Source organism: Brevibacillus antibioticus (genome assembly GCF_005217615.1).
GTDB lineage: Bacteria > Bacillota > Bacilli > Brevibacillales > Brevibacillaceae > Brevibacillus > Brevibacillus antibioticus.
Map to the genome: position 1 here is coordinate 3,211,353 of NZ_SZNK01000001.1, position 13,532 is coordinate 3,224,884.

Genomic DNA, 13,532 nt, shown 5'->3' on the forward strand with positions numbered 1-13,532 from the left:
CGAATTAGTGTGTCTGCTTGACTCGGTTTCCTTTTGCGATCATAAGCGTCAGAACAAAGCTTGCTATCGCAAGCACTAAGGTGCCTGTAAAGACCACATGAACACCACTAGCCAATAAGTCTCGGATCTGTGCCAGCTGTGCCACAGGGATCGATCCATGTTCAAATGAGGCCCCTAAATTCGTATGACCACTTGCTACAGTCACCATGTTGAACAACATTCCAAATACAGCTGCCCCGAAGGTTTGGCTAAAGGTACCCGTGAATGTATTGAGAGCAACGGCAGTCCCCCTCTTGTCGACTGCAACAGACGATTGAATTTTTACCATGATAATCGGGGAAATGAGTCCCATTCCCAAACCAATCAAGCCTACAGCCACATAAATGAGGTATCCCGCTGAGTGAGCGGACAGGAAGCTCAACAATGTTGTCGCTACAGTCAGAACGGCTGTCCCTGCGATAAACAATTGTTCCGCTCGTAGCTTGCCTAACAAGTTCCCAGCAAGGATAGACCCGATCGTCCAGCAAACCGGCATCGGTGTCAGGACAAAGCCAGCCATTGTCGCACTTTCTCCCAAAACTCCCTGGCTCCAGATCGGCAAGTAAACCACCATGCTGATGATAATTCCATTGGTCAAGAGCGTCAGCAGATTGATCTTGGTTACATTTCGATTGGTAAAAAGCGAAAGCGGAATCAGCGGCTCAGGCGATTTCTTCTCCACCGATACAAACCCCAGATAGGTCACCAAAGCAAATACGATCAAGGAAATCGTCACTGGACTGGTCCAGGATTGATTTTGGCTACCTGTTAACAAGGCATACAACAAGGCGATGGTCCCGACCGAAAAAATAAGCGCGCCCGGATAATCGATATGGTGCTTTTCTTTGATGGCAAGCTTTTCCTTATACAAAAAGACGAGCATGAAAAATGATACAAGTCCAAAAGGCAAGTTAAGAAAAAAGATATAACGCCACGTCAGTGTATCGACCAAAAATCCTCCGACCAACGGACCTGCCACACCGGAAAGTCCCCATACGGCGCTAATCCAGCCCTGCGCTTTTGCTCGGGCAGTCTGCTCGGTGTACAAATCTCCGATGATGGTCATCGTAATCGGCATGACTGAACCTGCACCCAAGCCTTGAATGGCACGGAAAACAATGAGCTGCCACATCGACGTCGCCACTCCACAGAGCGTAGAACCTAGCAAAAAGATGCCGATCCCGATTAACAATACGTTTTTTCGGCCAAATAAATCAGCCAGCTTGCCGTAAATGGGAGCAGATACGGCAGTGGCAAGCATGTAGATGGCGTATACCCAGCTCACCTGTTCAAAGCCTGCCAAATCACTCGTAATGCGTGGTACGGCTGTACTCACAATCGTTCCTTCCATCGCAGCAAGGAATGTCGAGAGCATTAGGGCAATCATAATCTGTAGTCTCATCTCGATCTCCTCTCTATCTACGCATGATCGCGAGCAGTGAAAAAGCATTGTCTAGTATATCACATGAGAGAACAATCTTTCTCGACCAACGAAAAACCTCGTCTTGCCAAATGACAAGCGAGGCTTTGTTTTTCCGATTAGGGCTATCGCTTGGCAGCGCGGAGTTTCACTGCTGCAAACACCTGCTGGTAATAATGCACTTCATGTGGAACAAAGTCGGCTTTCGACGCGATCATCGCTGTATCCTTTGGTTCACCCTTTTCCGTTAGCAAAAATCCATTCACCGTTATCTGCCCGATCTCGCCTGTAAACAGCTGCTCTAGCTCATGCAGACTGACCCAAAACAGCCCTGTGACTTCTTCTTCCTGTACACGGTACTCATGCAAGGGTTGATCACATTCGTACAAAAAGGTATGGCACATTTCCTTATCAATGATGGAGGGGGCAACCGTTACATCACGAATCACGCCTAGCTCGTCCAATTCCGCAAAGCTCACGGACAAGCCCAGTTCCTCCTCCAATTCTCGCACGCCGTCACATGGCTGTTCCGAAGCGATAAGATGACCGGCAGAGGTAATGTCGAGCAAGTTCGGACAAGTATCCTTTTGTGGATGCCTTTTTTGGAACAACAATTCAATCTGGTCATCTACTACGCGATATATCCAGCAGTGAAAGGTTTGGTGCCATAACCCCAAGCGGTGTACTTCGCTACGCGCTTCTACCCCGATGTGCTGTCCTGCTTCATCAAATATGTCTAGCTGCTCTTCCTGCATGTTTTCCACCCCACGACTTGTCTCTTGCGCATTTCTCTTCCCCAAGTTACATTCCCGGTCCAAGCGTGAATTCCTCTCTATTGACGAAAGAAGGGACAGCGACAAACAGCTTTGCGTAAATTTCATTGCGTTTTTGTGCATCTTTTTCGCGATGTCCTTCTTCAATCCGCTTGTCTACCTCTGGATTGTTGTAGAGTTTCCTACATAGTGGAGGAGAAGAAAAAGCACAGTTCTCTTCGACTCTGACACGCCAGCATGGGGATTCACTGTCCGTCTACACTTCAAAAAGGGGACCGTCGAGCCAAAGCCACCCTATGGGCGGAGGTTTCTCAAGTAAGCAGTGTTCGACAAGCGTGGTCCCCTTTTTGAAGTTCCGACTGGGCAGGCTTTGTCAAGGTCTGCGCGCCCTGTGCTTTTTCTTCTCAACAGCTTTGTTCGTTCATCGGTACCTTTTAAAACGTAAAGAAGATAAAAAAACATCCCTCAAAAAAGGGATGTTCGCGCAAAACGTATGCTCTTTGATACAAGTAAAATGACGGGCGACAAAAGACCCTTTACAGTTCAACATCTTTGTCCCACCTTCTTTCCAGATCCCTCACCGTTGAACTTTTCTCGACATCCTGTTCATTCTTGTACGTTCCCAGCATGACGTCAAAAACAGGACTGGTGACACCGTACCAATAATGTTCATTTTTGAAGTGATGCCAAAGATGGAGCTTTTTCATCCAGCGCCCCCATGGAGATAGGGGTTGAACCGGACGGTGGGCGATATAATGCGTCCATTCATAAAATAGCAGAAATCCGATCACGCCTGTAACAAAGGCATTGGTCACAATCACGTCAGAAGTAAGCAGATAACAAATGGTTCCGGTTCCTGCAATGAGCGGTAAGCTGTACCACACGGGCAAGAACAACAGGTGCAAGTTGTTCGGATCGGTGTGATGGTCATAATGTAGGCGCTTTAACAAATGGAGAAAAAATGGGTTTCGAGGCGGTTTGAGGTGAAAGAGAAATCGATGAATCAAGTATTCGCATACCGCATAGCCAATCATCCCCGCCACGAGTGCAACCCATGTTTCCAACACGTACCATTCAGACATAGTGAAAGACAAGCTAATTAAGAATAGAATGCTCATGATGAGGATATCCGGAAACGTAAAGAATTCCTTCAGAAACTTTGCCTTCAACAGAATGCCCTCCCCTTGTGTTCCTTCACTTGTCTTGTTCCAACACGGTTCGGTTTCTCCACTGCTCCAAACTTCTTTCCATTGCCTTTCTGGCTACACGCTCTGCTTCGATGAAATCTCCCTGTAAAGCGACGTTCAACAGTTCATGGTAATAGTGCCAAGATGCCTCGCGGTGTTCCGGGATGGAAAAATACCTTCGCGCCATTTTTAGGTAAAAGGAATCAAAACTGTTTACAATCAGTAAATAGATAGGATTCGGGGAAAGCCTCGTCAGATTTTTCTGCAGCTCCCAGTCAAACGCTGCATAAGAATCAGCATCAGGTTTCAGTTGATCGAGATTGGCAAGCAATGCGACTACCTTCGGCTGATGAGCGGCAACCGCGTTACGAATGTAAGCGGGCGACAACGATATCCGCAGTTCTAGCAAGTACGAAATAAACTCATCTGTAACATCGTCGTGGTTTTGAATGATATGGACAAGGGTCATTATATTGCCTTGATGCCAATAATCGTTGACAATTGCCGGATGTCCTTTCCGCACAGTGATCCAGCCATCTCTTTCCAAGCGTTGCAGTGCTTCCCTAACGGTTGGCCGACCTACCCCGTAGTACTCTGCCAACTCCCGTTCTGGACGCAGCTTACTTCCTGTTGGATACTCTCGGGTCAAAATTGCCTTGATTAATTTCATCTCAATTTGATCCGACGACCGTTCTTTCTTTCCCCCTTTTTTCTCCAATATCATGATCGCCTCCCTGCCTTGCTGGTCCTACAACATTTTCTTGTGGTATTACCACAAATGGTAGTATTTTACACTCCCCTCTGTCAAGAGGTGAAATACTGCGACTAACCAGTACTTGCACGAAATTGAGTGTTCCTTCTCCGGCTTGTAGTCGTAAAGTGATTGAACTTTCCTACACGATCAAAAAGGCATAGCCCTCTTCCGAAAAAGAGAAGGCTATGCCCCTTGTTTTACTGACGTGATTATTCTGTCACTTCTACCGACCAGCCAAACTTGTCTTCACGCTCACCGCACTGGATTCCTGTCATCTCGTCGTACAGTCTCGTTGTCAATTCCCCGGTTTTTTCACCGTTAATGATCATCTGATGTCCGTTCCAGTTCAGGTCACCGACCGGGGAAATAACAGCTGCAGTTCCGGTACCGAATGCTTCTTCCAGCTCACCGTTGACGTAAGCGGTATGCAGGTCTTCCATGGAAATCCGCTTCTCTACGACGGGAATTCCCCAGTCCTTGAGCAATTGGATGGTCGAATCTCTCGTGATACCCTCCAGGATGCTGCCGTTCAACGCTGGAGTCCACACTTCCCCTTTTACCTTGAAGAACACGTTCATGCTGCCTACTTCTTCAATATATTTGTTCTCTACGCCATCGAGCCACAGCACTTGCTCATAGCCTTTTTCTTTTGCTTCTACTTGTGCTTTCAGACTGCCTGCGTAGTTACCTGCTACTTTTGCGTTTCCTGTTCCGCCTCTTACCGCACGAACATAGTTGTTTTCTACGTAAATTTTCACAGGCTTCATGCCACCCGCATAGTACGCTCCAACTGGAGAGAGCACGATCACCAATTTGTACGTATGCGAAGCGCGCACACCAAAGCATGGCTCTGTCGCAATTACGAAGGGACGAATGTAGAGAGACTGTCCGCTTTCTATTGGAATCCATTCTTTATCTACCGCAACCAGCTGTTTCAATGCCTCGACCATGAAATCCTCGTCGATTAACGGCATGCTCATACGCTCCAGTGAACGGTTCATACGCTTGAAATTTTGATCAGGACGGAACAAGCGAACCTTGCCCTCTTGATTGCGATAAGCTTTCAAGCCCTCAAATACAGCTTGCCCGTAATGGAACACCATTGCTGCCGGGTCCAATGTCAGCGGAGAGTATGGAACGATTTGTGGATCATGCCAACCTTTACCTTCTGTGTAATCCATGGTGAACATGTGATCGGTAAAATGAACACCGAACCCCAGCTTGTCAGAAGCTGGCTTCTCTTTTTTCTGTTCTGTCCGGGTAATTGTGAACTGACACTCCATCTTCTACATCTCCCTTAGTATTAAATCCACGATTTGAACAACTTCCTATATATACAAAATAGCAACAATTTTGCATGATTTCCAGCGTAAGTTTGTCTTACCCCTACAATTTATGGTTATTTAGCGAAAACTTCGTAAAATTTTTGTGGTCGATTTTTTTCTTCGTAGGCAGGATGAAAGGAATAGGTACCCCGAAAAGAATGGATAGTGACAGAATGAGGAGGGATCTGTATGACTACACACCTTCGCTTGCACGGAAAAATTGCCATCGTAACAGGGGCCAGCCGCCTTCAAGGGATTGGGGCTGCTATCTGTAAAATGCTGGCCTCAGACGGCGCCGATATTTTCCATACGTACTGGACCGCCTATGACCAATCCATGGCACATGGGATTCAAAAGAATGAACCCGCAATCTTGCAGGAAGAGATCAGACGCTATAGAGTCAGATGTGCCGGGATCGAGATCGACCTCTCACAGCCCGATGCCTACAAGAAGGTGCTCGACGCAGCTACAGTACAATTGGGCGCACCAAGCATCCTCGTCAACAACGCTTGCTACTCGACAAATGACGGCTACGAGGCACTGGATATAGCCAGTTTGGACGCACATTATGCCATTAATGTGCGGGCCACCACAATGCTCAGTGTGGAATTTGCACGTCGCTTCTCTCAACAACACGGAGGCCGAATCATCAACATGACATCTGGTCAATCCAAAGGCGCGATGGTCGGCGAGATCGCGTATGCCGCAACAAAAGGAGCCGTGGATGCCCTGACGACTACACTGGCAGCCGAAGTAGCTGCGCGAGGGATTACGGTCAACGCTGTAAATCCAGGCCCTACCGATTCAGGCTGGATGAACGAAGAAATCAGGCAAAACATTTTGCAGCGCTCTCCTTTTGGACGGATTGGACAGCCCGAGGATGCAGCGCGTCTAGTCGCCTTTCTGGCAAGTAACGAAGCGGAGTGGATTACGGGACAAATTATGCATTCCGAAGGCGGGTTCATCCGGTAAGTGAAAAAATACAATCCGCCGTTTCTAGCAGACTGTGCTTCTTCTTTTTGTACACTAGACGCATTTTGTCAAAGTAACGCTGACCCTTTGCTTTGATCTCTTCCCGATTAACTCCTGGCATGAGGCGGACTTTCATTACAGTGCGTCCAGATTGATGGCAATCATATCTACTTTTGCCCCCGCGCCAATCGTCCCAGATCATCTCTGCCAACTACCCTTTTTCCACATCCGTTATTCAACCGCTCATCTTGGCTGCTGCGTTGAGGTATAATAGTTCAAAGCAAGGGGGCGGGAAACTATGGAGTGGTTAATCGGTCTAGCATGCAGCGCTGGGATTGCAGGGGCGGCTTATGTAAAACGGTCGCTGTCTGGTTCCGGCTTTTTGGCGGCTGCGATACTGGGCACTGTGATGTACGCACTCGGAAGCCCTATTTGGTTCGGCTCCCTCATCGCTTTTTTTGTCTCATCCACCTTATTGTCCAATTGGAAAAAGCATAAAAAGCAAGAGGCCGAGAGCGGTTATGAGAAATCGGGGAGACGCGATGCTGGCCAAGTGCTCGCAAACGGCGGGCTCGGGCTGTTGTTATGTGTAGCAAATTGGGCATGGCCGCATCCGCTTTGGTGGTACGCGTTCCTCGGCGTGATGGCCGCAGTCACAGCCGATACATGGGCGACAGAAATCGGCGGTTTAAGCCGCAAGCCTCCGCGATCGATTAAGACGGGACAGCGTGTTCCGCCCGGCACTTCTGGCGGTGTTTCTGGCCTGGGCATGGGTGCTTCGCTGGCTGGTGGACTATTTATCGGCGGTGCAGCGTGGTTGCTGCTTGCCCTACCCGGCCAAACTGCGCCGGATGCGATCACCCCTGCCCTTAGACTGGCAGCTTGGATCGGCATAGCAGGACTGGCGGGCTTGATAGGGTCACTAGTTGATTCGTGGATCGGTGCGACTTGGCAGCAAATGTACCGTTGCGGTGCTTGCGGTCGTGAAATCGAGCAAGCTCGTCACTGTGGCAAGCCAGCCGTGCGAATCCGTGGTCGCGCTGGTTGGAACAACGATGCCGTCAATGTCGCAGGCTCGCTTGCAGGTGGAGCTTTCGCCGTCTTATTGGCGCTCATAATCGGCTTATCGTTTGGCCTTTAAAGAAACGGAAAGACTTCGTATCACAAAAACGATACTGAGTTTTTCCGCTTCTTTATTTTGGGGCACAAGTCTAGGCTATTTTCGTCACTTTCTTCGCGTTTTGTACCATTTTTGAGACACACGCCCAAAGGATGAAGCCAATTAGGAGAAAGCCGACATTCATACTGATGACGCCTCCCCATCCGTATGCAGACCAAAACAATCCGCCGAGTGTTCCTCCTACACTTGAGCCCGTATAGTAGAAAAACAAGTACAAGGAAGAGGCCTGTGCTTTGTTCTGTAAAGCAATCTGTCCCACCCAGCTGCTTGCAACGGCATGCGCTCCAAAAAATCCACAAGTAAAAAATCCAAGCCCTACTATCTTCATAAGGAGATTCGCTTCCCACGTCAAACAGACGCCGATCAATGCGAGAAGCAAGCTTGTGAATAACAGCTTTTGCTTACCGTGACGATCTATTAATTTTCCTGTCCAGACGGAGCTGAACATTCCGATGATCATAATTAAAAATGTCCAACTTATAGTTGTTGGGCTGAGTGAATAGGGCTTTTCGAGTAATACATAAGCGATGTAATTGAATAGCGCTACATTACTTCCTAAAAGTAAAAAGCCGATGACAAATAAACAAATGAGGCTGGGAGCCTTTAGATGATCCATGAGAGACAGACCTAATTTTCTCATGACAAATGGGCGTGCTTTGAAATGTTGTGAAGGTGGTAAGGTATTCCAAAAAATCAGAGTAGCAGCCAAACTGATGAGGCCAATCCCCCCTATCGCAATCTGCCAGCCGAAGTAATCACTTATCATACCTGAGAAAACCCTGCCAAACACAGCCCCAATTGAATTGCCGCATATATAGAGACCCATAGCTGCTCCCAAACTTTTGGATTCGATTTCTTCTCCAAGATAGGCCATTGCTATGGAGGGTAAACCCGCCAATGAAATTCCTTCAATCGTTCGCAATACCAGGAGAACATGAAAATTCGAACTAAATGCTGTGAGAATACAAAACACAGAAGAAGCGAGCATGGAAACAATCATGATTGGCTTTCGTCCCCATACTTCAGACAACGAACCAAAAATGAGCATACTGACGGCAAGAACCATTGTTGTAATGGAGAGGGAAAGGCTTGCAGTCGTTGGACTAACCGAAAATTCTTTTGAAAATTCCGGCATCAAGGGCTGTACGCAGTAAAGAATAGCAAACGTATTGAAACCAGCGGCAAAAAAGGCAAAGCTGATTTTACGGAAGAGTTTCGTTCCTTTTTGTATCATGTGATCACCATATCATTTCAGGATGATTATGATTTCATGGTATCACCATTTATCTATGATGTATAATTCATTATAATCATGTTTTTCATGCATTTATGTAATGAAAAATCCGAACTTGAAAGTGGTGCTTTCGAATGGAATGGCAACAGTTCGAATATTTTCAAACCCTGGCAAGAATCCAACACGTGACACATGCTGCCGAAGCTCTCTCGATTTCCCAGTCTGCCCTTAGTCGTTCGATTGCCCGATTTGAGGATGAAATAGGAGTACCCCTTTTTGACCGTCAGGGACGTTCGATTCGGCTCAATAAATATGGTCAGCTCTTTTTAAAGCGAGTCGAAAATATGATGAAGGAATTTCATGAAGGAAAACAAGAAATCATGGATTTACTTGATCCAGATAAGGGAGAGGTGTCTCTTGGGTTTCTGCACACGTTAAGTACCAGTCATATCCCCGATTTGATTGCTTCTTTTCGCGCCCACTACCCAAACATTCATTTCCGACTCGGACAAGGTCCAGCCCCTACGCTTATGAATCAGTTGCAAGGAGGAGAATTTGATCTTTGTCTCCTTGCTCCTATGGATATGAAATCTCCCTTTGTATGGAAGCCGCTTTGGAATGAAGAACTTTTTGTGATTGTCCCCAAAGACCACAAATATGCAAATCTTACCTCGATTACTTTAAAAGAGATTGCAGATGAATCATTTATCCATTTAAAAGCAGGGTACTCCCTTCGTATCACCGTCGAGCAATTGTTTCAAGTAGCGGGAATTACACCTCCCATTACATTTGAAGGAGAGGAAGCAGATACCGTTGCTGGACTGGTCGCTGCTGGACTGGGAATCTCACTTTTGCCCAATTTAAAGGGAACGGACCAGAGTAAGATCACACAAATCCCTGTCAAAAACCCGAAGTGCCAACGAACAATTGGAATTGCTTGGGTAGAAGGGCGATATTTATCACCAGCCACTGAAAAGTTCAAACAATTTGTGATGAACCATGCCTGCGATTTTGAATAGGAATGGGTGAACCTACGACTCCCCCCTTTGCCTTGATTCCCGTCGCCAACTCATCAGTACCAAAGACAATGCGATTGTCGTGAGGATAATACCAAGCACTTGCAACCCCTCGCTGCTAAACTTATCTCCCATTACAATGCCGATCAACAACGAGGATAGAATGGTTCCCAGGTATCTGGATGTTTGAAATAATCCGGAAGCTACTCCGATGATTTCTTTTGGAGAACTTTTGAACAAGGCTGCTTGCATTCCGACATTGTTTAACCCGTTGCTAATACCGAATGCTGCTAACGCCACACAGACACGAAACACATGTGAATCTTGATCTAACGTCACGAGCCACAATGACCCAAATGTCATAAGCATGGCGGATGTCAACAATGCAGGTCGAGGTCCTGATTGATCAATCCATCGTCCTGCTAGTGGAGACACTACAAGTGAGCATAAACCTAAGCTGAGCATGAGCATTCCTGTATGAAACTCGCTGACATGACGAACCATTTGCAAGTAGGACGGAAGCCCGAAAAAAAGCGAATAAAAAAGGACGTTAACGAGCATGAATTCGATATTGACCCATGTCATCGCAGGATACTTGGCGAATGTCCGTAGAGGAATAAACGGAGAAGTCGTTTTTAACTCATGTCGTACGAAAGCCCCCAGTGTAACGAGGCCGATCCCTCCAACCATGATATGCCACCATGAGACATGCCCCGCTGATTTTGCTGACAGTAATCCAACGAGCAGTGCAACCAGACCGACTGCGAAGAGCACGATCCCTGTTGCATCAATGAACTCCAAACATTTCCGAAAGGACATGTTATGTGAAGCGGATGCTGCCGATTCATCCTTTGGAATCCTCCTCCAGGCTAACAGCAAGCTCGCCACCACGAACGGAATATTAATGAGAAAGATCGCAGACCAGTCCCAATAATGAATCAAGACCCCGCCAATAAAAGGTCCAATCGCTGCTGCTCCGGATAGGAATATGGACAGTATGGAAAGCGCAGTCGCTTGTTTCTCCGTAATATGAATTCGTACAATCGCCATTCCAACGGCAACCATCATGCTAGTTCCGATCGATTGCACAATTCGGAATACAATGAGCCACCCGAAGTTTGGGGATAATGGAGCCAATAAGGAAGCAACGAAAGATACGACAAGCCCGGTAAGAAATATCTTCTTGCGGCCGAACAAATCACTTGCCTTTCCCATGACAGGTTGAGCGATTGCACTCGCAATGTAGAAAGAGAAAATAATCCACGAAACAACCGTGAAGTCAAGACGGTACACATTTTGCAGCCTTGCAATCGCAACAGAAATCATCGAAGAATTTAATGGGTTCAACAATATTCCTAGTCCAACGGTAATCATCAACCACCTGTTGTGAGCCCCCATTTCCAGGCCTCCTTAAAGCGTTTTGATGATATCGTACTGGAAATCAAACATTTACTCCAACGCATTTCATGTTATGATTTCATTGATTAGAAGGAATGAATGGGGGGTGCTGTATGGAACTTCTTCAACTGCAATACTTTCTCACGGTAGCTCGGATGGAACACGTGACCGAAGCTGCACAAAGACTGCATGTGACCCAATCGTCCCTAAGCAAAACGATTCAACGATTGGAGGATGATCTGGGAGTCCCGCTATTTGATCGAAAAGGGAGAAAGCTGCGTCTGAATGAGTTCGGAAGCAAATTCCTCTGCCGGGTGGAAAGAGCTTTGTTTGAATTGGAACAGGGGAAGCTGGAGCTTAGCGATTTGTCCAACCCGGAACATGGCACGCTTGAATTGGCGGTGACTACTGCAAGCACGCTACCCAATATCCTTCGAGAGTTTCGGAAAAAGCGACCCGATATCCAGTTTCATGTACAAATGCTCACCACGCACGAAATGGTTACGCTTCTTCATAGAGGAGAGGTCGATTTTTGCTTGTCCTCCCCTCCTATCCAAGAGGATGGCATTGAATGTCAAATCGTCTTCCTTGACCCTATTCTCGTAGCTGTTCCAAGAGGACATCGACTAGCAGACCGAAATATCATATCTTTGACAGAGCTGAAGGATGAATCGTTTGTCGGTGTAAAGAGAGGGTACGGTACACGGGATCTCGTAGACTCTATATGCAAGTCAGCTGGATTCGCACCTACATATGTGTATGAGGGAGATGAACCTGCAAGGCTAATCCAGCTGGTGGAAGCAGAAATTGGCATAGCCTTCATACCAAGCACGGCAAGAGATTCTCGTGAACAAATCAAATATCTCCAAGTAGAGAATCACGAATTCGTACGGGAAATCGCTTTATTATGGCACAAGAGTCGGTACATTTCGCGAGCTGCCCAAGACTTCCGTGATGTCGTTGTCGATTATTTTGGAGATGTATGCAAACTTGAGAGGTGATGAATCATGAAACTTCACGATTGTCCTACTTGTAATACCAACAGTCAAGAATGTATGATCGTCACCGAGAATGCATTGCACCCTACAGCCGAGAGATTAAAGTGCCGGATATGTTCCTGGAGCGGAAAGTGGTCCGACATGAAAGTGCGCGAGATCCCAGACGAACCAATCCCGGGCGTCGAACCGATTACCGACTATGGTGTGCTACATTCAGATCAAATTCGACTTCGATATACAGGAGGTTGTTGCCCTCATTGTAGGGGAGATGATCCTTTATGCTGGTGCCATGCATTTTAGGTATCTATTTCTCTCGAATGAAACACAAAAACAGACACGTCACATTTGCGTGTCTGTTTTTGTAGCGGCTACAGGTGCCTTTAGGATAATTCGATCTTCTTCCAGCTCAATTCGCAGCTTACCGTCCGCCTGAATCGCCTGGAGGTACTCCATTGGGATCTGCAGCCTCCCCACCTGATCGAGCACCGCCAATTCCTCATGAGTGTCCGCGTTAGCTGACACATCAGAAGACTCGGAAGTGTTATCTTCCGTTCCTTTTCGCCGCAACAATTCGCTGGATGTTTTCCCATCCCTAATGGCTACGACACGATCGACTTTGCGGGCCAGCTCCAAGTCATGAGTCACGATGACGACGGTTAGCCCAAACGAACGGTTCAGCTCTTGAAACAAATCGAGAATGATAGCTGCCGTTCGGGTGTCTACACTGCCAGTCGGCTCATCTGCCAAAAGCAGCTTGGGCTCGTTCGCCAACGCGATCGCGATGGCTACCCGCTGTTGCTCCCCGCCGGAAAGTTCGCTCAGCTTGTTCTTTTTTCGGTGGCCCAGTCCCACCAGTTCCAATAACTCGTGGGCGCGCTCCCTTTTTCGCTTGCCCCGCAAAAGCATTGGCATCTCCACATTTTGCAGCGCGGATAGATAAGGGATCAGATTGCGGGCGTTGTTCTGCCAGACAAAACCTACGGTCTGCAAGCGATACAAAACCAGCTCGGAAGTCGTCAATCGAAATAAATCAGCTCCCGCGACGGAAAGCTTTCCTGCTGAGGGACGGTCCAGTCCTCCCAGCATGTTTAGAAGCGTTGATTTGCCGCTGCCGCTATTCCCAATGATCCCCATCAACTCTCCGGTCTCTACACGCAAATCCAAACCTTGCAGCGCGACCACTTCCAGATCATTTGCCTTGTAGATTTTCACCAAATTTTCGCATACGATCATCTG

12 protein-coding genes are annotated in these 13,532 nt (G+C 47.4%); 4 read left to right on the top strand and 8 right to left on the bottom strand.

The window, feature by feature from the left end; all coding sequences use genetic code 11:
• Positions 1–4 precede the first annotated feature (4 nt).
• The 5 genes from E8L90_RS14955 to E8L90_RS14975 all read right to left on the bottom strand — a co-directional run bounded on the left by E8L90_RS14955 (position 5) and on the right by E8L90_RS14975 (position 5,456).
• Positions 5–1,441 (bottom strand): MDR family MFS transporter, encoded by a 1,437-nt coding sequence (locus tag E8L90_RS14955; RefSeq protein ID WP_137030076.1) that lies wholly within the window; start codon positions 1,439–1,441, stop codon positions 5–7.
• A gap of 143 nt (positions 1,442–1,584) precedes the next feature.
• Complete coding sequence (locus tag E8L90_RS14960; protein WP_137033457.1) at positions 1,585–2,214, bottom strand: NUDIX hydrolase; 630 nt, start codon at positions 2,212–2,214, stop codon at positions 1,585–1,587.
• A 554-nt stretch (positions 2,215–2,768) separates the two neighbouring features.
• The gene (locus tag E8L90_RS14965; RefSeq protein ID WP_137030077.1) at positions 2,769–3,401 is read right to left on the bottom strand and encodes a sterol desaturase family protein; all 633 of its coding nucleotides are present in this window, start codon (positions 3,399–3,401) and stop codon (positions 2,769–2,771) included.
• 25 nt (positions 3,402–3,426) lie between these two features.
• Positions 3,427–4,143, bottom strand: coding sequence for a GntR family transcriptional regulator (locus E8L90_RS14970; protein ID WP_137030078.1), 717 nt, complete (start codon positions 4,141–4,143; stop codon positions 3,427–3,429).
• 239 nt (positions 4,144–4,382) lie between these two features.
• The gene (locus tag E8L90_RS14975) at positions 4,383–5,456 is read right to left on the bottom strand and encodes a branched-chain amino acid aminotransferase (RefSeq protein ID WP_137030079.1); all 1,074 of its coding nucleotides are present in this window, start codon (positions 5,454–5,456) and stop codon (positions 4,383–4,385) included.
• Positions 5,457–5,687: 231 nt separating this feature from the next.
• Here E8L90_RS14975 and E8L90_RS14980 point away from each other — a divergent pair, with 231 nt between their 5' ends.
• Together E8L90_RS14980 and E8L90_RS14990 are read left to right on the top strand one after the other, a co-directional pair.
• The gene (locus E8L90_RS14980) at positions 5,688–6,470 is read left to right on the top strand and encodes an SDR family oxidoreductase (RefSeq protein WP_137030080.1); all 783 of its coding nucleotides are present in this window, start codon (positions 5,688–5,690) and stop codon (positions 6,468–6,470) included.
• 298 nt (positions 6,471–6,768) lie between these two features.
• Positions 6,769–7,611, top strand: coding sequence for a DUF92 domain-containing protein (locus E8L90_RS14990; RefSeq protein WP_137030081.1), 843 nt, complete (start codon positions 6,769–6,771; stop codon positions 7,609–7,611).
• Positions 7,612–7,681: 70 nt separating this feature from the next.
• On the opposite strand, the gene E8L90_RS14995 is transcribed toward E8L90_RS14990, so the two are convergent.
• A complete protein-coding gene (locus tag E8L90_RS14995; RefSeq protein WP_137030082.1) occupies positions 7,682–8,884 on the bottom strand; it encodes an MFS transporter in 1,203 nt (400 codons plus the stop codon).
• Between the two features lie 134 nt (positions 8,885–9,018).
• On the opposite strand from E8L90_RS14995, the gene E8L90_RS15000 reads away from it, so the two are divergent.
• Entirely contained in the window at positions 9,019–9,903 is an 885-nt protein-coding gene (locus E8L90_RS15000; protein WP_137030083.1) for a LysR family transcriptional regulator, read from the top strand.
• A gap of 12 nt (positions 9,904–9,915) precedes the next feature.
• Here the strand turns inward: E8L90_RS15000 and E8L90_RS15005 are convergent, their stop codons facing one another.
• Positions 9,916–11,298 (bottom strand): MFS transporter, encoded by a 1,383-nt coding sequence (locus E8L90_RS15005; protein ID WP_137030084.1) that lies wholly within the window; start codon positions 11,296–11,298, stop codon positions 9,916–9,918.
• A 113-nt stretch (positions 11,299–11,411) separates the two neighbouring features.
• Between E8L90_RS15005 and E8L90_RS15010 the strand changes: the two genes are divergently transcribed.
• Positions 11,412–12,299, top strand: coding sequence for a LysR family transcriptional regulator (locus E8L90_RS15010; RefSeq protein WP_137030085.1), 888 nt, complete (start codon positions 11,412–11,414; stop codon positions 12,297–12,299).
• 336 nt (positions 12,300–12,635) lie between these two features.
• Here the strand turns inward: E8L90_RS15010 and E8L90_RS15015 are convergent, their stop codons facing one another.
• Positions 12,636–13,529 (bottom strand): ABC transporter ATP-binding protein, encoded by an 894-nt coding sequence (locus E8L90_RS15015; protein WP_137030086.1) that lies wholly within the window; start codon positions 13,527–13,529, stop codon positions 12,636–12,638.
• Between the last annotated feature and the right edge of the window lie 3 nt (positions 13,530–13,532).